21 protein-coding genes are annotated in these 21,830 nt (G+C 37.0%); 2 read left to right on the top strand and 19 right to left on the bottom strand.

All coding sequences use genetic code 11. From position 1 onward, the window contains the following. Positions 1-18 precede the first annotated feature (18 nt). Positions 19-2,388, bottom strand: a complete 2,370-nt coding sequence (locus ACYVQ1_RS05635) for a YhgE/Pip family protein (protein WP_461250122.1) — start codon at positions 2,386-2,388, stop codon at positions 19-21. A 128-nt stretch (positions 2,389-2,516) separates the two neighbouring features. On the opposite strand from ACYVQ1_RS05635, the gene ACYVQ1_RS05630 reads away from it, so the two are divergent. Beyond that, entirely contained in the window at positions 2,517-3,056 is a 540-nt protein-coding gene (locus ACYVQ1_RS05630; RefSeq protein ID WP_461250121.1) for a TetR/AcrR family transcriptional regulator, read from the top strand. A gap of 74 nt (positions 3,057-3,130) precedes the next feature. Here the strand turns inward: ACYVQ1_RS05630 and ACYVQ1_RS05625 are convergent, their stop codons facing one another. Beyond that, positions 3,131-3,493, bottom strand: a complete 363-nt coding sequence (locus tag ACYVQ1_RS05625) for a DUF1304 domain-containing protein (RefSeq protein ID WP_461250120.1) — start codon at positions 3,491-3,493, stop codon at positions 3,131-3,133. Positions 3,494-3,608: 115 nt separating this feature from the next. Between ACYVQ1_RS05625 and ACYVQ1_RS05620 the strand changes: the two genes are divergently transcribed. Then, complete coding sequence (locus ACYVQ1_RS05620; protein ID WP_314676766.1) at positions 3,609-3,797, top strand: hypothetical protein; 189 nt, start codon at positions 3,609-3,611, stop codon at positions 3,795-3,797. Between the two features lie 215 nt (positions 3,798-4,012). Here ACYVQ1_RS05620 and rpsD read toward each other — a convergent pair whose 3' ends face one another. The 17 genes from rpsD to yfmH form a co-directional block, all read right to left on the bottom strand. Further along, positions 4,013-4,624: a 30S ribosomal protein S4 gene (gene rpsD / locus ACYVQ1_RS05615; protein ID WP_002885833.1), complete on the bottom strand. Its 612-nt coding sequence runs from the start codon at positions 4,622-4,624 to the stop codon at positions 4,013-4,015. Between the two features lie 197 nt (positions 4,625-4,821). Further along, a complete protein-coding gene (locus tag ACYVQ1_RS05610) occupies positions 4,822-5,124 on the bottom strand; it encodes a Veg family protein (protein WP_461250119.1) in 303 nt (100 codons plus the stop codon). A gap of 23 nt (positions 5,125-5,147) precedes the next feature. Beyond that, the gene (dnaB, locus tag ACYVQ1_RS05605; protein ID WP_461250118.1) at positions 5,148-6,509 is read right to left on the bottom strand and encodes a replicative DNA helicase; all 1,362 of its coding nucleotides are present in this window, start codon (positions 6,507-6,509) and stop codon (positions 5,148-5,150) included. Between the two features lie 43 nt (positions 6,510-6,552). After that, positions 6,553-7,011 carry a 50S ribosomal protein L9 gene (rplI, locus tag ACYVQ1_RS05600; RefSeq protein ID WP_314676764.1) on the bottom strand — a complete coding sequence of 153 codons (459 nt, stop codon included), beginning with the start codon at positions 7,009-7,011 and terminating at the stop codon, positions 6,553-6,555. 1 nt (position 7,012) lies between these two features. Beyond that, positions 7,013-8,977, bottom strand: coding sequence for a GGDEF domain-containing protein (locus ACYVQ1_RS05595; RefSeq protein WP_461250117.1), 1,965 nt, complete (start codon positions 8,975-8,977; stop codon positions 7,013-7,015). 73 nt (positions 8,978-9,050) lie between these two features. Further along, positions 9,051-10,952 (bottom strand): tRNA uridine-5-carboxymethylaminomethyl(34) synthesis enzyme MnmG, encoded by a 1,902-nt coding sequence (mnmG, locus tag ACYVQ1_RS05590; RefSeq protein WP_461250116.1) that lies wholly within the window; start codon positions 10,950-10,952, stop codon positions 9,051-9,053. A 179-nt stretch (positions 10,953-11,131) separates the two neighbouring features. Further along, complete coding sequence (locus tag ACYVQ1_RS05585) at positions 11,132-11,746, bottom strand: MarC family protein (protein WP_461250115.1); 615 nt, start codon at positions 11,744-11,746, stop codon at positions 11,132-11,134. 19 nt (positions 11,747-11,765) lie between these two features. Then, positions 11,766-12,887 carry a tRNA 2-thiouridine(34) synthase MnmA gene (mnmA, locus tag ACYVQ1_RS05580; RefSeq protein WP_461250114.1) on the bottom strand — a complete coding sequence of 374 codons (1,122 nt, stop codon included), beginning with the start codon at positions 12,885-12,887 and terminating at the stop codon, positions 11,766-11,768. Positions 12,888-13,030: 143 nt separating this feature from the next. Next, positions 13,031-14,740, bottom strand: coding sequence for a hypothetical protein (locus tag ACYVQ1_RS05575; RefSeq protein WP_461250113.1), 1,710 nt, complete (start codon positions 14,738-14,740; stop codon positions 13,031-13,033). A gap of 129 nt (positions 14,741-14,869) precedes the next feature. Then, complete coding sequence (locus ACYVQ1_RS05570; RefSeq protein WP_461250112.1) at positions 14,870-15,568, bottom strand: transglycosylase SLT domain-containing protein; 699 nt, start codon at positions 15,566-15,568, stop codon at positions 14,870-14,872. 183 nt (positions 15,569-15,751) lie between these two features. Beyond that, on the bottom strand, positions 15,752-16,333 hold the full coding sequence (apf, locus tag ACYVQ1_RS05565; protein WP_145517036.1) for an aggregation-promoting factor: 582 nt from the start codon (positions 16,331-16,333) through the stop codon (positions 15,752-15,754). Positions 16,334-16,633: 300 nt separating this feature from the next. Further along, entirely contained in the window at positions 16,634-17,428 is a 795-nt protein-coding gene (locus ACYVQ1_RS05560) for an energy-coupling factor transporter transmembrane component T family protein (RefSeq protein WP_461250111.1), read from the bottom strand. Then, positions 17,421-18,263: an energy-coupling factor transporter ATPase gene (locus ACYVQ1_RS05555; protein WP_461250110.1), complete on the bottom strand. Its 843-nt coding sequence runs from the start codon at positions 18,261-18,263 to the stop codon at positions 17,421-17,423. Before ACYVQ1_RS05555 ends, ACYVQ1_RS05560 begins: the two co-directional genes overlap by 8 nt. Beyond that, complete coding sequence (locus ACYVQ1_RS05550) at positions 18,239-19,069, bottom strand: energy-coupling factor ABC transporter ATP-binding protein (protein WP_461250109.1); 831 nt, start codon at positions 19,067-19,069, stop codon at positions 18,239-18,241. Before ACYVQ1_RS05550 ends, ACYVQ1_RS05555 begins: the two co-directional genes overlap by 25 nt. Positions 19,070-19,081: 12 nt before the next feature. Further along, positions 19,082-19,624: a CDP-diacylglycerol--glycerol-3-phosphate 3-phosphatidyltransferase gene (pgsA, locus tag ACYVQ1_RS05545; RefSeq protein ID WP_461250108.1), complete on the bottom strand. Its 543-nt coding sequence runs from the start codon at positions 19,622-19,624 to the stop codon at positions 19,082-19,084. A 12-nt stretch (positions 19,625-19,636) separates the two neighbouring features. Then, complete coding sequence (locus ACYVQ1_RS05540) at positions 19,637-20,494, bottom strand: helix-turn-helix domain-containing protein (protein ID WP_201041202.1); 858 nt, start codon at positions 20,492-20,494, stop codon at positions 19,637-19,639. Between the two features lie 58 nt (positions 20,495-20,552). Then, the gene (yfmH, locus tag ACYVQ1_RS05535) at positions 20,553-21,830 is read right to left on the bottom strand and encodes an EF-P 5-aminopentanol modification-associated protein YfmH (protein WP_461250107.1); all 1,278 of its coding nucleotides are present in this window, start codon (positions 21,828-21,830) and stop codon (positions 20,553-20,555) included.

The raw sequence follows: 21,830 nt of genomic DNA, 5'->3' as shown, positions 1-21,830 counted from the left end.
CATTAGCCGGCTTTTAGTTTATACATTCTCAGTTTTTGGTCTATAAATAACAATACCTACAACTACAAAAATAAGTAAGAAAATGACTAGCATACGTACTTGATCTGAGATTTGTCCTGTCATAGAAATAGTTTGACGAAGGCCTGACACAGAGTAGGACATTGGTAAGAAGGGTTGTACGACCTTAAAGAACTTAGGACTAAGTTCAATTGGATAAGTCCCTGCACTAGAACCTAGCTGTAAAAGCAATAGAATCATGGAAGCAAATGCACCATATCTATCATCCCAACCTACAAGGGCTGTAACGAGCGCCATTAAAGTCCATGCTGCAAGGAGAATCATACCAAATGTAGCTAATGGATGATTTGGTTCAACTCCCACAAATCGAATGGCAATATAAAGCGCAATAGCAGCCATAGTTGTAATAATACCATTGATAAGTAACTTATTCTTAGCCCAATCAAAACGGCCCGTAAATTTTCTTCCTGTCAAGCTCTTAGCAAAGATAACATTAGTTGAAAGAGCGACAACCATAAGAGAAACAGAAATCATATATGGAGCCATTCCCACACCATTAGTGTCAACCTTATCCTTATCAGTTTTCTTCTCTTTGAGCGGAGCACTCACCATTTTTGCATTGTCTGAGTTTACAGAAACAAGAGAGAGTTGCTGATTAGCTTTATTTAATGAATCAGATAATGTAGAAAGGTTAGTTGACAGACTTGTCAAACCATTTGTTAAGGTGTTTCCTCCAGTTGCTAATTGTTGAGCACCTGTATTGAGAGCACTTGTACCACTTTGAAGAGTAGAAAAACCAGTCATTAAACTACTACTGTTAGCATCTAGAGTTTGAGCGCCACTGGCAATTGTTGACACAGCACCAGTATAAGTTGACAAACCAGTTGAAAGTGCGCTTGCACCTGTTGCTAGAGTACTTTGAGCGGTTGACACACCTGAAGCCACTTGAATTGCTCCTGGTGATAATTGATTGACAAGTACCGAATTGACATTAGCAATATTAGCTTGCATTGATGATACCGTTGATGAAGCTACAGGAAGAAGAGCATTCGCCGAACTTGCAATGCCTGAAATAGATGTTTGTAGAGAAGCTAAACTACTTGAATCTCCGCTACTAGTTGTTGTCGTACCTGTCAAGCTAGATAAGGCCGTTGACATACTTGACACTTCTGATGCAATAGTTGAAGCGTAACTACTAGCCGTAGATCCTGCGTTACTAATTGCCGATGTAATCTCTGCTTGTTGATCTGCCGTTAAGCTTTGATAAGCAGCTGTTCCTTGTACCGCAGCCAAATCGTTCGCTTTGTCAGTGGCACTAGCTGTAGCTATAGAACTAGCCGCAGAAGAAATATTTGAAAGATAAGTCGCTATTGAACTTGTATCTACTGATGTTGTTGATGTTCCACTAGGTAATGATGTGTTATTTACCGCTGTATTGAGATTTTGAATTGCTGTATTTAAATCGGTTAAATTAGTTGACAAGGTTGACAACTGTGCTTGCTGTTCTTCAGTTAAACTTGTTGCCGTAGCCATTTGACTGAGTGCAGTTGACAAAGAATCTGCACCAGTAACTAAGGTACTCATAGCATCTGCTCCTGAAACAAATTGACCTGCAGCAGAATTAACAGCCTCAGAGTTAGCGTTTAACTGTGACAAAGCACCTGACAAAGTTGACACACCTGAAGTATAGGCAGATGCACCTGAACTCAAGGTATCAACACCTGTAGCCAATGTCTGTGTAGAACTAGCAAGAGTTCCTAAACCACTTGATAAAGTCTGACTCCCAGATTGAAGTGCGCCTGCACCTGCGTATAATTGACTAGCTCCATTCGCCGCAGTTCCCATGCCACCCTGTAGTTGAGTCATACTCTTAAAGACAGCTCCAACATAAGTTGACGTAATATTTTTAGAAACGGTATCCTTTAACTTAGACATGGCAGAATCGCTCATTTTTGAAGAAACGAAGCTATGCCCTGCTGTTGTCTGATAAGAAATTTCAAGTTTCTTAGGAGCATTTGTCAAAAGACTTGCTGCATTACTTGAGAGATTTTCTGGAAAAGTGATTACCATATAGTAATCACCATCATCAATTCCTTTTTTGGCTTCATTTTCAGTCACAAAATGATAGTCTAGATTTTTATTTTTAGACATATTGTCTACCATATCATGACCAATATTTAGAGTTTTATTCTGGAAACTAGCACTCTTATCTTTGTTCACTACGGCTACTGGCAGATGCTTTACATTTCCATAAGGATTCCACATAGAAGATAAAAAGATTAGATTATATAAAGCGGGTATCAATGAGACACCAATAATAGTTATCCAGAGCTTTGGACTTTTAAGAAGCGCCTTTAATTCTGCTAACATATTTCTCCTTTTTAGACATTGTGTTTATTTTTATGATATAATCAATTATAAACTCATTTGCATGAAAATCAATGTTAAACAATTAGTTTTTGGACACATAGTCTAAAAGTGTATAAAAGGAGATTTGTATGTCAAAAGATCAAAGGCGAGTTCAAACTAAAAAAGCTCTTTTAGATGCTTTAGTAATATGCCTTAAAGACCAAGATTTCAATGATATTACTACCATTCGTCTGGTTCAAACAGCTGGGATTAGCCGTTCGAGTTTTTATACCCACTACAAAGATAAGTATGAAATGATTGATAGTTATCAGAAAGAGCTTTTCCATAAACTAGAGTATATCTTCGATAAATACGAAGGAAAGAAAGAGGGAGCCTTCCTCGAAATCTTTGAATTTCTTACTCGTGAAAAACTCCTATCAGCTCTATTGTCTACCAATGGATCAAAAGAAATTCAAGATTTTCTGATACATAAACTTCAGCGTATGATAGCTGAGGACTTCATTGTCCCTACTGCTGAAGAAAAATCTCTTAAAGGATTTGAGAAAGACTATGCTAGTATTTATTTTGCGCACGCTATTTTTGGTGCTTGTCAAGCCTGGATAAATAAAGGAAAAAAAGAATCCCCCCGAGAAATGACAGATTTTCTTCTACGATTTATTCCACAATAAAACAACTTCAAAAGCATAAAAAGCTGCAAACCATTTCAACAGTTAAAGCAGCTTTTTCTTTTACAATAAAATCCTTACAATAAGGAAATGATAAGTGAAAGTAAGGTCAAGATTGCGGGTCCACCTTGCGTTAAAATAATTTTCTTATTAGCAGTTACAGCACCATAAACAGCAGCAAAGAAAACATTAAGAACAAAAACAGTTACAAGTAGCTGACTATTGCTAAAAATACCATACAAGAGGAATACAGCGATTAAACCATTATAAATACCTTGATTTTTAAATAAGTTTGTAACAGACTCGCGTTGAAGCTCTTCTTTGCTCATATTGAAGACTCTACTAGTTGTGTCTGAATGTGTTGCAAAAGTTTCCAAATACATAATATAAAGATGCTCCAAAGCAACAACCCCAGCTAAAATTAGTGTAATAATAGACATAGTATCTCCCTTCTTAAATAACTTTGACAGTATATCAAAAGTAAGGCATTAAAACAACACACATGTTTTATACAATTTAAAATATGGTAAAATAAAGAGTGAAAGAGAGGTCCTTATGACAAAAACAGAAGTAATACAACGTCTACAAAAAGACTTGAAAATCCCTAGATTTCAAGCTTATATAGAGGATAAGGAATACTCAGAAGAAGAGTACAAACAACTAAAAAAAGATTTTGAAGCCTACTTCACCAACTACGTTTCAAATGTTTCAGCAGATTTTGAAGGTGGACTGGAAAATAAATAATCTATACCTCAAAATTACATATCATAAGATAATGGAACAAGCTCCTAGTCTAATACAAGTGACTAGGAGCTTGTTAATGTTAGAAAACAAAAAAGCCATCTCATTCTATGAAATGGCTCTAAAATCTATATAAAAGTAAGCAAATTGCTGAAACAGTCTTTTAAAACAAAGAAAAAGCCCATAATAACAGGCTCTTCGATACAATAATCTTAAAATTAAAGCATTTTGTTGTAGAATTCAACGACAAGTGCTTCGTTGATTTCTGGGTTGATTTCATCACGTTCTGGAAGACGTGTCAATGAACCTTCAAGTTTTTCAGCATCAAATGATACGAATGCTGGACGTCCGATAGTAGCTTCTACCGCTTCAAGGATAGCAGGAACTTTAGCTGACTTTTCACGAACTGAGATTACTTGACCAACTTCAACGCGGTATGATGGGATATCAACACGTTTACCGTCAACAAGGATGTGACCGTGGTTTACAAATTGACGTGCTTGACGACGAGTTGTTGCAAGACCAAGACGGTAAACAACGTTGTCAAGACGACGTTCCAAAAGAACCATAAAGTTGAAACCAAGTGTTCCACCTTTAACTTTAGTAGCTTGTACGAACAAGTTACGGAATTGTTTTTCACCCAAACCATATGAGAAACGAAGTTTTTGTTTTTCAGCCAATTGCAAACCGTACTCTGAAAGTTTTGAACGGTTATTTGGGCCGTGTTGACCTGGTACGTAGTTACGACGTGCCAATTCTTTACCTGTGCCTGTAAGTGAGAAACCAAGGCGACGTGATTGTTTCCATGATGGACCTGTATAACGTGACATTAATAATGTCCTCCTATAAAAAATATTTTTAGGAAATAACGTTTTAGATAAACCTGATTCGTTCAGAAAGACTTCGCCCAAACAGCAAAGGTTACTTTTCTAGCCGACTTCCTGTTGACGAGCTTCATTTTATCCTGCTATTATTTCACATACTTGACTATTTTACCACGAAAAAAAGCCCAAGTAAAGGCTTTTTCTTATTTATTTTCGATTTCAGCTTGTTCCTCAGGACTCAAATAACGAATGAGAGTCTTTTCAGTCAAAATATCTGAATAAGTATAAGATTCAACATAATTATTATTAATAGCGCCAGCTTGAGAACTGAAGTCCTGATACTCAACAATAAACAATGATGGATAGACTTCTGTCAAACGACCAATCTTATTCTTTTCACGTTTACGTCCATTCTCTAGAGTCAATTCTACCAACTGACCTTCATGAGCTTTAATAGCTTCCTTTATATTTTTCATTTTAGCAACATCTGCAAATGCGTCACTCATATATATCTCCTTAAATCTGAAAGTTACGATTCCTCAAACTGAGCAATCGATGAAAATTTATTATATTCTTTTTGGAATAGTAACTTGACTGTTCCACGCGCACCAGCACGGTTTTTTTCTAGGATAACTTCGATTGTATTATCTTCAATCGCATTCTCTGATTCTTCATTCTCTTTTCGGTAGTAATCATCACGATATAAGAAAGCTACAATGTCTGCATCCTGCTCAATAGATCCTGACTCACGGATATCAGACAAGACTGGACGTTTATCCTGACGTTGTTCAACCCCACGAGATAACTGACTCAAGGCAATTACAGGAACTTTGAGCTCCTTGGCTAAGATTTTTAACTGTCTTGAAATATCTGAGACCTCTTGTTGGCGATTTTCTGGTCGCGTCCCTGTAATCAACTGCAAATAGTCAATCACAATAAGACCGAGACCACCCTCTACTTCTTGTGACAATTTACGGGACCGTGCACGAATCTCAGTAATCTTTATACCAGGGGTATCATCTATGTAAATAGGTGCCTCAGCCAGTGCCCCTTGAGCAATCATAACATTATTCCAATCTTGCTCTGTCAATTGACCTGTACGTAAAGCATGGGAATCAATCATACCTTCGGCTGCTAACATACGATCAACCAAGCTTTCTGCACCCATCTCTAGTGAAAAGATTGCAACAGCTTTATTTTGCTTGGTGCCAACATTCTGAGCAATATTCAACACAAAGGCTGTTTTACCAACAGCGGGACGAGCTGCTAAAATAATTAATTGGTCCGGGTGTAAACCTGTTGTAATCTTGTCAAGGTCACGGAAACCTGTCGGTAATCCAGTAACATCTGATGTTTGCTGTGAACGCATCTCCAAAGTATTAAAATTGACATCAAGAACTTCAGATATTTTGCGGAAACCACTACGATTGCTATGCTCTGAAACATCAACTAAGGCTTTCTCAGCATTTGCAATAATTTCATCAGATTCAGTTGCGCCCTCATATGCTTGATTGACAGTTTCTGTCAACCTATTTATAATACGGCGAAGCATGGCTTTCTCAGCCACAATCTTAGCATAGTACTCAGCATTTGCGGATGTTGGAACACTGTTGACCAAATCTACAAGATAAGAAATACCCCCTATGTTTTGGAGGTCATCTTGGTCGTCTAGAATAGTACGTACTGTCGTGGCATCAATGGCATCATTTCGATCCGACAGCGTTACCATTGCTTTAAAAATGACACGATGGGAATACTTGTAAAAGTCATCTGCTTCGATAAACTCTCGAACCGTAATTAACTTTTCCGGGTTAATGAAAATAGCCCCCAAAACAGACTGTTCCGCTACTAAATCATGAGGTTGCACTCGTAATTCTTGAGCTTCTGCCACAATTATTCCCTCCTTTACAAGATTTACTTATAGTGTCAACGAATTACTCAGCACTATTTTTGATGTTAAGCTTAATTTGTGCACTCACTTCTTTATGAAGCTTTACAGGAACCTCAATCAAACCAATCGCTCGAATAGGATGTTCAAGTTCAATATGACGTTTATCAATCTTGATTCCAAACTGTTTCTGAAGTCCTTCCGCAATCTTTTTAGCTGTAATTGAACCAAATGTACGACCATCTGGTCCAACCTTCTCAGTAAATTGAAGACGATTTTCTTCTTTCTCAAGTTGTTCTTTAACGCGTTTTGCTTCAGCTAACAACTCTGCAGCATGCTTTTCTTCTGATTTTTGTTTTCCTTTCAACTCCCCGATAGCTTGGTTTGTTGCTTCTTTAGCAAGATTCTTTTTAATCAAGAAGTTTTGAGCATAACCTGATGGTACTTCTTTAATTTCACCTTTTTTTCCTTTACCCTTAACGTCTTGTAAGAAAATAACTTTCATTTTAATCCTCCTTGGGAGCCAACTCTCCCATAATAGTTTCAATTAATTTATTTTGCGCTTGAGCAACACTACAGTCTCGTAACTGGCAGGCAGCTAGGTTGAAATGTCCTCCACCACCTAATTTTTCCATAATACGTTGTACATTAATCGCATTATGGCTTCGAGAAGATATGTTTACAGTAGAGGGACTTGTTCGAGCAACAACAAAGGTTGCTTCGATTCCAGCCATTGCAAGCATAGTATCTGCCGCCTTAGAAATCTCAACATTATTATAACACTTATGGTTATCTCCTGTAGCAACGATTATATCATCAGTAATTCGTTCGCCTGCAAGAATTAACTCATTAATACGTCGATATTCGTCAAAATCAGTAGCAGAAATCGTTTGAATTTCTCCACTGTCACTTCCTAAACTACGAAGGTAAGAGGCAACATCAAAAGTTCGACTAGTAACACGAGTAGAGAAATTCTTGGTATCTAGCATTATACCTGCCATAAGGATGGAAGCTTGGATTTTACTCAAACGTTCTGGAGCCCCTTGGAATTGTAACAACTCCGTAACCAATTCACAAGCAGAGCTTGCTCCACTTTCAATAAAAGTCAAAACCGCATTTTCAGGGAAGTCATCATCTCGACGGTGATGGTCTACGATAATAACTTCATTAAATTGATTATAAAAATCCTGAGATAGGGTTAAATTGATTTTTGAATGGTCAACCATAATTAACAACGAGTGTTGATTAACTAGTTCTTCAGCTTCTGAGAGTGTAATAAGTGGTGACTGCCCATCTTCTTTCAAACGTTCGACCGCACGCTCAATATCCGCATTCATAGCCATATCATCATAAACAGCATAGCTCTTTCTAACAATCTGACTAGCAAAATGGGCCATACCAACAGTAGCCCCTAAGGCGTCCATATCAAGATTCTTGTGACCAACAACAAATACTTTTTCGACTGTTTTTAACTTATCTGAGATTGCAGTCATCATAGCCCTTGTTCTTGTACGAGAACGCTTAACCGTTGAGACAGAGCCTCCTCCAAAATAAAGAAGTTCCTTGTGATCATCATTTTCCTTAACAACAGCTTGATCCCCACCTCGAACAAGTGCAATATTAAGGTTCTGCAAGGCAACTTGCCCGATTTGATCATGCTTAAGCGTCCCAAAGGATATGCCCATACTCAAAGTCAGTGGTAAACCACGTTCTTGAGCCTGTTGACGGAAGTCATCCAAGACAGAAAACTTTTGATCCATGAATTCTGTCAAAACACTGTAATTGGTAAAGAAGTAAAAGCGATCCCCTTCAATACGTCGATAATGAATATGCTTAGCCTTAGCAAACTCAGAAATAAATCCTGCTACAAATGTATTGATTTTTGAAACATCCGCATCTGGCAAACTTCCTGTCACATCGTCGTAGTTATCAACTGAAATAATCCCAATAACAGGTCGAGTCATATTTGGATCAACATTTTCATCTTGATCATAAACATTGTCAATAAAATATGTCAGCTTATTGTCAAAATCTACAAAAGCAGCATATTTATTGTCACCAACAGTTATCACATTTGAAGGTGATCCCTTTCGTTTCTGGGAGATAAAATCTGCAATCAACTGCTTATTGAAGTTCCCATATTCATCTGAAAGTACTAACTTGGCATAGGGGTTGAACCATTCAATATGATCATTTTCGTCAAAAGTAATAACTCCGACAGGCATCTTTCCAAGAAGGATCTTCAAAGAATCTTCCACATCCTGATTCAGTTCATCTAATTGCTCTATTTCCAAAGACTCATATGTTGTCTTTTGGTAATGCAATAGTGCAACAACTACTACCATAATGATAAAAAGCGCAAAAATGAGTGCAGACTCCGATTGTAGTACGCGAACAAAAATGGTAGCAATTCCAAAAAGAATTAGTCCTATCATTACCAGGTGAATAGTTGCAAAGTGAAATCTTTTCATATAAAACCTCTTAATCTAACAATTATAACATAAAAAAGCCTTAATTAAAAGGCTTTTACAAGTGTTACGACTGTTAATCCACTTTACGTCGAGCTTTATTATTGCCTTCAAGATAAACCATCAAAATAGAGATATCTGCTGGATTAACCCCTGAAATACGGCTTGCTTGACCAATGGTTTCAGGATTTATTTTCTTAAATTTTTGACGAGCCTCAGTTGCAATAGAATCAATAGCATCCCAATCAATATTTTTCGGAATCTTTTTTTCTTCCATTCGCTTCATCTTAGCTACTTGATCCAAAGCTTTATTGATATAACCTTCGTACTTGATTTCAGTTTCAAGTAACTCTATAACCTTAGCATCCAAATCTTCTGCAGCTGGACCGACAAACTGAGTAGCTGTAGCGTAATCAATCTCAGGTCGACGCATAAACTCTTTGGCTGTCATGGCATCCGTCAAAGGCTTAAATCCTAGAGCTTGAATTTTTTCATTTGTTTCTTTGATAGGCTTTAATTTTTCTTTTGACAGACGTGTCAACTCACTGTCAAACTGATTTTTCTTAATTTCAAAGATATTCCAACGTTCATCATCAACCAAGCCAACTTCTCGACCAATAGGTGTCAAGCGCATGTCAGCATTATCATGACGTAATATAAGACGATACTCTGCGCGTGAAGTCAATAAACGATATGGTTCCAGGGTTCCTTTCGTGACAAGATCGTCAATCATTACACCAATATAGGCATCACTACGTTTGAGAATAAGCTCTGGTTTACCTTGAACTTTAAGAGCTGCATTAATACCAGCAACTAGACCTTGACCTGCTGCCTCCTCGTATCCAGAAGTTCCATTGGTCTGTCCTGCTGTAAAGAGACCTGAAATTAACTTCGTTTCAAGTGTTGCACGTAATTGATGTGGAAGGACAATATCATACTCAATCGCATAGCCAGTCCTCATCATCTCTGCCTTTTCCAGACCTTTGATTGAGTGAATCAACTCTTTTTGAACATCTTCAGGTAAGCTTGTTGATAGACCTTGTACATAGACTTCTTCAGTCTCTCTTCCTTCAGGTTCAAGGAAAAGCTGATGACGATTCTTATCTGCAAAGCGGACAATTTTATCTTCGATTGATGGACAGTAACGAGGACCTACTCCCTTGACAATACCTGAGAACATCGGTGCACGGTGTAAATTGTTATTGATAATATCGTGGCTCTCTTGATTCGTATAAGTTAGCCAACAAGGAATTTGATCCTGAAGATAGTCTTCATCCTTCGACAAGAATGAAAAATGATTCGGCTTTTCGTCACCTGGTTGAATCTCCGTCTCTTCGTAATTAATTGATGATGCCTTGACACGAGGAGGAGTACCTGTTTTAAATCGGCCAATTTCAAGCCCAAGCTCCTTCAAATTATCAGCCAAAGTAACCGATGCAAGACTATTATTTGGTCCAGAAGAATATTTGAGCTCACCTAGGATAATTTCACCACGTAAAGCCGTTCCTGTTGTTACAACAACAGCTTTAGCTCCATATTTTTGATTTGTGGCTGTTCTTACACCGACTACCTTGCCATCTTCAACAAGTATTTCATCAACCATTGATTGACGTAGAGTCAAGTTTTCCTGACGCTCAACTGTATGTTTCATTGTCATGGCATACAAGGCTTTGTCTGCTTGAGCACGCAAAGCTCGAACTGCGGGTCCTTTACCAGTATTCAACATTTTCATTTGAATGTAGGTTTTGTCGATGTTTTTACCCATCTCTCCACCAAGAGCATCAATTTCACGAACAACAATCCCCTTGGCCGATCCACCGATAGAAGGGTTACACGGCATAAAAGCCAGCATCTCTAGGTTAATGGTCGCTAATAAAACCTTACATCCCATACGGGCTGCAGCCAAGCTAGCTTCCACACCGGCGTGACCAGCACCAACAACAATTACATCAAAATTTTCATCAAACTCGTAAGACATTTTTTAGATTTATGCAGTGATTTACAATCAACTGCCCTATCCTTTCTTTGTTTTTTTCCTACAAAAATAGCCAAAACTCCAGAAAACTGTACGCAAAAACGCACAATTCTCATGAGCTTTGACCATCATGACTATTGTTAAAGTTATTTTATCAAATCAAATCGTTTTGTCAATGCAAATCACTGTTTGATCAAGGTCTGCACACTGACGATAATCATCTGTATTCCTATCGAGAATAGTAAAAGTCCCATCATTTTCGTTATAATTTTCATCAAATTTTTTCCAAAGAAGCCTGCAATTTGTTTTGCACTTCTTAGTAGGAGATAAGTGATTACACATAGTATAGCAAAAGCAACTACGGTTATTAGTTGATTCCGCAAACCTCCATTAGCCAAGCTTAAGGCAGTTGTAATTGTTCCTGGTCCTGCAAAAAGCGGCATTGCAAGAGGAGAAATAGCAATAGACATTGGATCTGAGTTTACTGCTTGCTGCTCCATTCCTTTATAGCTAGGTGAATGATTACCATTAATCATATGATAACCGATAACGGCCACTAATATTCCACCAGCAATTCTGAAAGAAACAATTGTAATTCCAAATACTTTAAAAATGAAATCTCCTGAAAAGATAAAAACAGTTACAATAACAAAGGCAATCAAAAGACTCCTAAAAGCAATTTTTCGTGAAATTTTTTGACTATCATCTGCTACTAAAGCCATGTAAGCAGGAAGATTTGAAATTGGATTCATTATAGCGAAAAATGCCATAAATGCATAAAACAATTGGGAACTCATCGTTATTACTTACCTCCAGTTAGATATACTGACAAACTTTTCCGTCTTTATACGCTTGGTCAATAATACCGCCGCCCAAACATTCCTGACCATCATAGAAAACAACAGCTTGACCAGGTGTAATAGCACGCTGAGGTTCAGCAAAAATAACCTCTGCTTTATCACCCTTAACCTTTACAGTAACTTTACTATCAGGTTGACGATAACGGAATTTTGCTGTGCATTCCATTTCAAATTCTTCTGGCATTTCTCGAGTAAAGTGAATCATTGAAGCGTCAAGTGAAGTTGACATCAACGACTCATGGTGGAAACCTTGACCCACGTAAAGAATATTTTTAGAAAGATCTTTCCCTACTACAAACCAAGGAGCATTATCTCCACCTTTTTGACCACCAATACCCATACCACCACGTTGACCAATGGTGTAATACATGAGTCCGTTATGTTCCCCCATATCACGACCATCGACAGTCATCATACGACCTTTTTGAGCTGGCAAGTACTGACTAAGAAACTCTTTAAAGTTCTTTTCACCAATAAAACAAATTCCTGTTGAATCCTTTTTCTTGGCTGTTGCAAGACCAGCACGTTCAGCAATTTCACGAACTTCTGGCTTTTGCAGATGCCCTAAAGGAAACATCGTTTTCTGCAACTGCTCTTGCGAAAGTTGACTAAGGAAGTAGGTTTGATCTTTATTGTTATCTGCACCACGCAACATATGGACAATACCATCTTCATCGCGAACAACTTGAGCATAGTGCCCTGTAGCCACATAGTCCGCTCCCAATGTCATAGCATAGTCGAGGAAAGCCTTGAACTTGATTTCCTTATTACACATAACGTCTGGATTAGGGGTGCGACCTGCACGGTACTCTGCTAAGAAATACTCAAATACACGGTCCCAGTACTCTTTTTCAAAATTTACAGAGTAATACGGGATACCAATCTGATCAGCTACTGCTGCCACATCTTTATAATCTTCGGTAGCTGTACATACACCGAATTCATCTGTGTCATCCCAATTTTTCATGAAGACACCAATTACATCATAGCCTTGCTCTTTTAAAAGTAGAGCTGTTACTGATGAATCAACGCCACCACTCATACCGACAACAACACGTGTTTTTGAATTATCAGTCATTGATAACTCCTCCCATCAAATAAAATTTAACATAGACTTGAAGGGTCTAGTTATTCAAATATCGATTTGAAGGTCGATTTTGAAGCGTAAAAGCACGCAAGCTTAATTATATCATGATTAAAGAATAATGCAAAAAGGTTACACTAGGCAACCTTTTTTATATTTATTTTAGTGTAAACCCACTGTAAAGATATTAATCCCCAGACTATTATTGGAATCAATACAGCTATAACTAACCATCCCGGTTCTTGGTAACTTAACACCAGTTTATTCTGCCCTTTTTGTGATGAAACTATTGGTGTACCAATTGTTGACAATTTATAATCAGCCTTGTTCAGTTCTTGGCCATTTAGTGTCAAGATGGAGTCTCTATAGACAACTATTGGTAAGTTTAGCTCCTCTCCTTCAGCAGCTTGCCAAGTTAATACAAGATAACCATTTTCGAGCCACTTTTCTGCACTCTGATTCTTAACGACATTTTTATAATAAAGATCGTAAGTATTCTGCTTACCTATTGTCCCATAAATTGGTACATAATCTGGTGTCGGTTTAACAACTAAATTTAAAAACTGTGACAAATCACTGTCATCCATAATAAGACTTACCGTCTGGTAATCACCCTCAACATAAGTATGTTTGACCACGGAAATGAGTTCACCATCCTGTGCCGCAGTTTTTACACGATCGGTAGTATCCATCATATTCTGAATAAGACCAATACCCGCAAAGGCAAAGAGTAAAACAGCAATACTTCTTCGCCAGTTAACAAATCGTGTGACAGTTAATCCTGTAATGGCTAAAAGCAAAATGGTTGCAGGAACAAAGAATCGAAATGGAAATTGAATCAATTCAGCAAAGGTATTTCCATTTTCCACTAGATACTGCCACGGAAAAAGACCTGTTGATAAGAAAAAGAAGATAAAATAGATAAAATGCAATATTTTTTTCCATTTGGCCAATTTCTTCCAATTCAAAATAGCGTAAACAAACTGTAAAACGAGTAATACCATTAAGGAAATTGGGGTATATAGCCAGTATCTTGCTGTTCCATCAATTCCATTCTTACCTATTTCCCTATTTATAAATGGATCTAAAAGATGATTCGTACCTCTCAAATATAGGAGTACTAACCAGACATTGACAGTCAATAAGAGGAAAAGAATGACTGCTATAACGACTTGCACGAAGGTTTCCTTTTTCTTTGCGACAGGAGACTTTACAAAAGTGTAAAGATAAAAAGGAAGATACATCATCACTAGCATCAAAGCACTAAGTACGTGAACCTGAAAAATCAATGCCATAGATAAGGCAAGTCTAATTGGTTCTACTTTTTGATAAAAGACATAGTGAATTGCTGGAATAAAACAAAAAGGTAGTAAAGCTGCTCCCCAACTAGAGAACCCCTGACGCATCGTCCAGTATTGAATAGAGAATGTTGTCGCATAGAGTAAACCTAGTGACAAGGCAATTGTTGTCTTAACTTTACACTGCTTGAGCAAAGCATACATTGAGGACTCAGACAGTATATGTAGTAATACCCTTGACACAATCTGATAACGAAACCAAGTGCCACTTATTAAAACAAGCCCTCCTTGTAAATAGGCAAAAAAAGGACCGTAAAGAGCATTGACAATGCGGCCTGACTGTTGGAATCCATATAAAGATAAAAAGTAAGAAAGGTTACCATTTTTTAGTTGCATAGCAGCTTCATAGAATCTGTTATAGTGAAAGATGGAATCTGAACCTAAAATGACTTTTCTTGTAAATAGTTGTGGTGTAACCAATAACACAGCAAAAGCTATAATAATAAGAGAAACCCACAACTTTTCTCTTGATTTAAAAATTTGTTTCATTGCTATACCTTTCATTCCTATTATAACAAAAAGGCCATACCCTACCTAATAATAACAAAAAGCTCTATAAAACATATTACCCACATCCAAATTAAAAAGCTGAGAGTATGCTCCCAACTTCTATTAATATTAGTAATTCCAAGCTGACAAACCTTGTGCGTTATAGGCATTCAAGGCTGATTGAATTTGATCCTCAACCGTTGCAGTAGAGCCCCATCCAGGCATTGTCTGAAAAAGACCTGATGCACCTGAACCATTTGCTGCAGTATGGTCACCATTTGACTCACGCGCAATAATTGACTCCCAAGTTGACTGAGGAACACCAGTAGCAGCTGCCATCTGTGCCGCTGCATAAGAACCAACTTCTCCTGCAGTGTTACCATTTGAGAGAACAACTGCCCCACTACCACTTGCAGCAACCGAAGGAGCTGTTCCGGTATTTTGAGTCGACGTAGTATCAGTACTCGTTGTAGCAGTGCTTGTAGTAGCAGTATCTGACTGAGACTTTTCAGCTGCTTCTACCGCTTCTCCTGTTGTTTCTGACTGAGGCTTACTTTCTTCAACCTTTTCTTTATTAGCCTTATTATCTTTACTTGAGCTAATTTCTGTTGATTTTACTAAATCTGCTGTCGATTCTGATGTTTTTGATGCTGTTGAAGGCGCTGGAGTAACAGAATCTGAAAATGCATTAACCAACCCTTTATTAATTAGTGTAGACAGTGATACTGCCAAAATGACAATAAAACTTGTTACAATTGCTACTGGTACCGCCAATGATTTCTTCGCTGCAAATTTGATACGGCGTCCCTTATAACTTTTTTTAAACATAAATCCCTCCTAGTTAATTCTAGTTACATTCATCATAACCTAGTAATATTACTGCCGATTATTTGTATTATGTCTAATGTTACAATGATTTATCATTTTAATAAAAAAATGCCAAAAATCTGGCATTTTCCCCTTATTTGTATGAGGTTTTACTAGTTTTCCTCATAAGTCAGTAATAATGATTTAGTACCAACCATTAGCATTCCAGAAAGCAAGAGCTGCAGTCCATGAACCATAACGGCTTGCTACATAATTATCTGCTACTTTCTCTTGATTTTCAGGAGACAAGTCTCCATTCAAATATGATGATGCTAATTGGTAACGTCCATAATATTGCCCATTTTGAGCTGTATAGCTACCGCTTGACTCACGTTGTGCAATTTCTTCTTTGGCAGCTGCCTCTGAAGAAGAAAGATTTGTATTGGTTGCTTGAGTATCTTCACTTTGTGTAGACTCTGTTGATTGTGTTGATTCAGCAGTTGCTTCTGTTGCTTCTGTTGTAACTGAAGGTTCTGTAGTTTCTTCAGTAGTTTCATTAATTGTTAAGTTTTGACCAATAGAAATCTTATTGGCATCTTGAATACCGTTTTTTGAAACGATTTCATCTACAGTCGTACCATTCTTCTTAGCAATAGCTGAAAGGGTATCGCCTTTTTGAACTGTGTAAGTTTCTGCATTAGCTAAGGCTGTTGCTCCAAGTGTTGCTACTGTAACAAGTCCAAAAAGACCTAATTTTTTAGTGTTAGATGTATTCTTTTTTTGCATGATGATGCTCCTTTATCTATTTATAGTCCAATTCATATTAGTCAAAGATATTAAGTTATTTTTTTGTTTATGACTAATAGGTAAATCAACGGGCTTATTCTATATAGGGATTTTTCAATCCAGATTAAGCTGAAGAACTATAACCATGTATCTATGATACCTTGGAAATATAACATCCCCTTGTTAGGGATATTAAAAATATTACAAGTAGGTTGGGATTAGACGAAAAAAGAACACCTACGTGGGCGTCCATCTAAAACTTCTAGGTCTTAAGACCTAGTTTTTATTTATCTCAACAAATTAACTCTTAAGATAAAAAAGCATTAATCCTAAAGCTAAAATAGCAATAATTGATAAGGTATCTCGACCATTCCATGAAAGTCGACGATATTTTGTACGTCCTTCACCACCTTGATAGCCTCGTGCTTCCATAGCAATCGCCAGAGCATCTGCTCGTTTAAAGCTTGATGCAAACAAAGGTATTAAAATAGGTATTATTGAGCGTACCTTTTGAATAATATTTCCTTCACCAAAGTCAACACCACGCGCCTTTTGAGCATTCATAATACGAGTTGTATCATCCATCAAAGTTGGTACAAAACGTAGACTCAAAGATAGCATTAAACCAATTTCATGTGCTGGCACTTTGAAAACAGTAAGAGGTTTCAAAAGTGATTCAACTGCATCAGATAAACTTAAAGGTGTTGTCGTTAGAGTAAGTAGGGTGGAAAAACTAATAATGAGGATAAATCTAAGGAATATCATCCAACCTTGATTTAAACCGACTTCTGTAATCTTAAAAAAGCCGATAGACCAAAGTACACTCCCTTTTGTATTGAAGAAAACTTGAAATAGGGTAGAAAATAAAATAATCCAAATCATCGGTTTAATTCCACCTAAAAAGAAACCAAGTTTTATTTTAGACAAGAAAACCAAGAAAAATGTAAATAAAGTTATTACAGCATAAGTTAAGGGATTATTAGCCCAAAAGATAATAACAATATAAATCAGCATGGCTAATAATTTACTTCTAGGGTCTAATCGGTGTATAAAAGAGTCCCCAACAATATAACGTCCAATAATTAACTTATCCATGCGACACCACCTCTACGAATTCCTCGATTGTAATAGGGAGAGTTTCAAATCGATAACCTTTTTCTTGTAGCTGTAGTGCAAACTCTGTAATTTTAGGAACACCTAATTGCTTTTCTTTAAGAAAAGTAACCTTTTGAAAAACATCTTTAGGAGCTCCCGAAAATACCAGTTGCCCTTTTTCCATAACATTCACAGCTGTCGCATAATCGGCAACATCATCCATCAAGTGAGTGACTAAAACAATCGTCATTCCAGAAAGATGTAACTCCTTAAAGAGAGACATCAATTCCTTCCGTCCCTGTGGGTCTAGACCGGCAGTCGGTTCATCCAGCACTAGAATATCTGGTTGCATAGCTAGAATCCCTGCAATGGCAACGCGTCGCATTTGCCCTCCTGATAAATCAAAAGGATTCTGTCCATGAAATTCTTCCGGGAGTCCAACTAATTTTAGACTTTCAATAGCACGTTGTTCTGCTTTTTCCTTAGAAACTCCGAAATTTTGAGGTCCAAAGGCAACATCTTCTAAAACAGTCTCTGCAAATAACTGACTTTCTGGAAATTGAAAAACTAAACCTACTTTCTTACGAATTGGTTTTATGTCCTTGTTCTTTGATTGACTGGTTATGATAGTATCATCAACTTGAACCTGGCCACTAGTTGGTATATAGAGGCCATTCAAGAGCTGCATAATAGTAGATTTACCACTTCCTGTATGTCCAATAAAGGCTGTATATGAACCATCTTTTATCGTCGTTGTCAATTCAAAAAGGGCACGCCCCTCAAAAGGAGTACCCTCTTGATAGATATAACTTACATTTTCGAGAGAGATTCCCATAATTGTTCTACCAATTCCTTTTCTGTCAGATAGTCTTCACACTCTATCAGACCTTTATTTCTTAGCTTTTGAGTTAATAATGCACTAAAAGGGATATCCAAACCTAAGTCAACCAACTCTGTGCCTCTACTAAATAGTTCACGAGGACTTGAAACAGACTCCACTTTACCTTTTTTCAAAACCAAAACACGGTCACTCAAAGCGACCTCATCGAGATCATGAGTAATTGATAAAACAGTCATTCCGTATTCTTTACGAATAGCTTTAATAGATTGAATCAATTCCTGGCGACCTTCTGGGTCCAGCATACTAGTTGCCTCATCCAAAATCAAAATAGAGGGTCTCATAGCTACAATACCTGCGATAGCCACACGTTGTTTCTGACCTCCAGATAATCTAGCTGGCTCTCTATCCTTAAATTCTGACATTCCTACAAATTCCAGAGCCTCTTGAACTCTTGAAGCCATTTCTTCATAGGGAACACCTTTATTTTCAAGACCAAAAGCAACATCGTCTTCAACAGTTGCCCCAACAAATTGATTATCTGGATTTTGAAAGACCATGCCAATCTTATCACGAATATCCCAGACATTCTCTTCTGTTAATCCTTGACCATCAACGATAATCTGCCCAGACTCTGCCACTAATAGTCCGTCAATAAGACGTGCTGTCGTGGATTTTCCAGAACCATTATGCCCTACAATGGATAGCCACTCCCCACGTTTCACGTGAAACGATACATCATCAAGAATATAGGATGGTTGATCTTGATGATATTTAAACTTTAAATTTTTTATTTCAATCATTTGTTTATCGTACTACTTGAAAGTATCCTTAAATAAGAAACCTGCACCTTTGAAATAATCATAGCCTGAGTAAATTGTAAAGAACAAAGCGATATAAAGCATAATTGTTCCAATAAAATGCAAATGACACAATAATAGAATGATAGATAACATCTGAGTCACTGTCTTAATCTTACCAGGCATAGCTGCAGCGAGAACTGTACCACCGTTTTCCACTAATAAAAGACGAAGACCTGTGACTGCAAGCTCACGACAGATAATAACTGAAACTACCCAGGATGGCGCTTGATTAATACCTACTAGCATAATAAAAGCTGACATTACCAACATTTTATCCGCTAATGGATCTGCAAATTTCCCGAAATTAGTAACAACATGCCATTTTCGTGCCAAATAGCCATCCAAATAATCTGTAATACTGGCAATAGCAAAGACAACCGCCGCAGCAATATGCATGATATTACTTGACGCAAATGATGTCATCAATAAAAAGATAGGAATCAAAATAATTCTAGCAAGTGTCAATAAGTTAGGTAAATTTTCTTTTTTAAACATTTCTTCTCGATTCTATTGGATTCTTAATGTTAGGTAGCTAGGTGTATTTTTATCTAATTGCGATAAATCAAGTGACTCCCCATTTACCTTTAGAGTTACTTTTGAAGATTGAGCAATAATAATTTGAGTTGGTTTCGTTTTATCAGAAAAATCTAAAGAGTATTTTGAATTTTTCGTTTTTGAAAGGAGGTAACTCTCTGAAGTCTCTGAATTATCTACTGAAAACCAGGTGTCATCATTATTTTCTGATAACTCTACATCTAAAACTACTGAAGAATTTACATTGGAGAAATCAACCATTAGCTGATTTCCTTGAGTTGTCGTTGTTACATTTGCCCCCGAAACGGTAACCTCAGAAATGCTTCGTGACGATTTAGCCTTACTAGCCGTTGATAGATGATTAACTGTAGAGATAGTATTCGGTTTTATCACCTGAGGTTGATTAGAAAGATGTCTAATAATAATATAACCTACTGAACAAATGATAAGTAACGAAACCGCACTAAGAATTAGTAAAGGTAGATAGTTAGACTTTCTTTTTTCTTCACGTTTATGCTTTAAAAAGCGTGACATAGGAGCTTTGGTAGCTAAGCTTTCTTCCTTACGTTCAACTGTTTTCTTTTCTTTTTTTAGTTTTTGCTCGTTCTGCCTCTGCTCCTCAAACAGACGCTTTCCATCTAAACCAACTGAAGTGGCATACTTTTCAAGCGCTTCTTGCTGAATGTCCTCTGGCAAAGCTTTAAGTTGATCCATTTCCATAGCCAGAAGAAACTGAGCTTCGACTCCAGAAATTTTTTCTACATCATATAAACTTAATTCTTTCTTTATACGTGCTGCACGTAATTGCTCACCTAGAGAGTGTAACTTCATTTTTCCCCTTTCTAATATTCTTCTTTGTTTTCGTGTCTCTATTATAGCAAATAATCACTTATTTAGGGAAGACAACAAAATCGGTAATCTCTATATTTGAGAGATAGTGATTCAAAAAATCCTTCAAATCCTTGGAAGTAATGCTCATCAGTTCCTGACCAAAATCAAAGTATGTTTTATCATTCTCAAAATAAGCTAAATACTGACTTCCTAAATTCTGGATATTGTCTAGACTACGTAAAAATTCACCATACAAAGCTTTCTTTTGCAAATCCAATGCCTCATCCGTCAACAGTCTTTTTTTATCTGCCGACGTCATCACTTGACGAATTAAACTTGACATACGAATAGGTTCTGCAGTGTCCATAGTCATAATGACAAATGAATATCGATTAGATACCTCGTATTCAATTGACACAGACTCATCTATTTTTCCTTCAGCATACCAATTTTGATAATAAGGAGACGTCCAGCCAAACAGTAAATTAAACAATAACTGTACCAGTATGTTTTCTCTCATACGATTATCAGTAAAAGGAACACTCTTAAAACCAATGGCTAGCTTTGAGATGAAAATATCCATTTGAAGACTATCTAATTTTTGGATATCTGACTCAATGGAGTTCTTTTCTTTTTCAACTATTCTCTCAGGTAGTGTAAACCCGCTTTGTTTTTCATTGACAAAAGTGTAAATATCTTCAACATCAAAATCACCTACCAAAACGAGATGACAGTTTGCTGGTTTGTAAAAGCAGTCAAAATTATCTTTCAAATCCTTTACAGTAATTTTTTCAATGCTATCAACACTTCCAGCAATGTCTTGTCCTAATATAGTATTGGGATACAAACTTTGTAAACAACCCAGATATACTCTATAATCAGGATCATCCTGATACATATTTATTTCTTGTTCAATAATTCTTTTTTCATGGTTGACAGTATCTTCGGAACTTGTAAACTTTGATGTAAACTTTAATAAAAGTTCTAAAGACTCCTCAAAGTGGTCAAGGGTAGAGAAATAATATGTTGTCTTATCCAAGGTTGTAAAAGCATTGACATCAGCTCCAAGCTTGACAAAATCCAATGTCACATCCCTTCCCTGCTCATCCTCAAATAGCTTGTGTTCCAGAAAATGAGCAATACCTGCAGGGTAAGATTGTAACTCACCATCAATATAAAAGTGATTATCTAGCGCCCCAAAATTCGTTGACAGAAAGGCGGCTTTTTCTAAAAATCCTTTTTTCTTAATAATTGATAAAGACATACCATTATCTAAAATTGCTGAATAAACTTCTTCATCAATTTTTTGATAATAACGTTTCTTCAAAGCAGCCAT

Source organism: Streptococcus parasalivarius, from assembly GCF_054785155.1.
This window is presented reverse-complemented; position numbering and strand designations above follow the sequence as displayed.

Bases quoted from the DNA above. Each gene is read 5' to 3' on its own strand.
- ACYVQ1_RS05630 (WP_461250121.1), top strand. From the start codon at position 2,517: ATGTCAAAAGATCAAAGGCGAGTTCAAACTAAAAAAGCTCTTTTAGAT.
- ACYVQ1_RS05595 (WP_461250117.1), bottom strand. From the start codon at position 8,977: ATGAAAAGATTTCACTTTGCAACTATTCACCTGGTAATGATAGGACTA.
- ACYVQ1_RS05555 (WP_461250110.1), bottom strand. From the start codon at position 18,263: ATGGGAATCTCTCTCGAAAATGTAAGTTATATCTATCAAGAGGGTACT.
- mnmG (WP_461250116.1), bottom strand. From the start codon at position 10,952: ATGTCTTACGAGTTTGATGAAAATTTTGATGTAATTGTTGTTGGTGCT.
- ACYVQ1_RS05560 (WP_461250111.1), bottom strand. From the start codon at position 17,428: ATGGATAAGTTAATTATTGGACGTTATATTGTTGGGGACTCTTTTATA.
- pgsA (WP_461250108.1), bottom strand. From the start codon at position 19,624: ATGTTTAAAAAAGAAAATTTACCTAACTTATTGACACTTGCTAGAATT.
- yfmH (WP_461250107.1), bottom strand. From the start codon at position 21,830: ATGGCTGCTTTGAAGAAACGTTATTATCAAAAAATTGATGAAGAAGTT.
- ACYVQ1_RS05570 (WP_461250112.1), bottom strand. From the start codon at position 15,568: ATGTTTAAAAAAAGTTATAAGGGACGCCGTATCAAATTTGCAGCGAAG.
- apf (WP_145517036.1), bottom strand. From the start codon at position 16,333: ATGCAAAAAAAGAATACATCTAACACTAAAAAATTAGGTCTTTTTGGA.
- mnmA (WP_461250114.1), bottom strand. From the start codon at position 12,887: ATGACTGATAATTCAAAAACACGTGTTGTTGTCGGTATGAGTGGTGGC.
- ACYVQ1_RS05550 (WP_461250109.1), bottom strand. From the start codon at position 19,069: ATGATTGAAATAAAAAATTTAAAGTTTAAATATCATCAAGATCAACCA.
- ACYVQ1_RS05585 (WP_461250115.1), bottom strand. From the start codon at position 11,746: ATGAGTTCCCAATTGTTTTATGCATTTATGGCATTTTTCGCTATAATG.
- rplI (WP_314676764.1), bottom strand. From the start codon at position 7,011: ATGAAAGTTATTTTCTTACAAGACGTTAAGGGTAAAGGAAAAAAAGGT.
- ACYVQ1_RS05540 (WP_201041202.1), bottom strand. From the start codon at position 20,494: ATGAAGTTACACTCTCTAGGTGAGCAATTACGTGCAGCACGTATAAAG.
- ACYVQ1_RS05610 (WP_461250119.1), bottom strand. From the start codon at position 5,124: ATGAGTGACGCATTTGCAGATGTTGCTAAAATGAAAAATATAAAGGAA.
- rpsD (WP_002885833.1), bottom strand. From the start codon at position 4,624: ATGTCACGTTATACAGGTCCATCATGGAAACAATCACGTCGCCTTGGT.
- ACYVQ1_RS05575 (WP_461250113.1), bottom strand. From the start codon at position 14,740: ATGAAACAAATTTTTAAATCAAGAGAAAAGTTGTGGGTTTCTCTTATT.
- ACYVQ1_RS05635 (WP_461250122.1), bottom strand. From the start codon at position 2,388: ATGTTAGCAGAATTAAAGGCGCTTCTTAAAAGTCCAAAGCTCTGGATA.
- ACYVQ1_RS05625 (WP_461250120.1), bottom strand. From the start codon at position 3,493: ATGTCTATTATTACACTAATTTTAGCTGGGGTTGTTGCTTTGGAGCAT.
- ACYVQ1_RS05620 (WP_314676766.1), top strand. From the start codon at position 3,609: ATGACAAAAACAGAAGTAATACAACGTCTACAAAAAGACTTGAAAATC.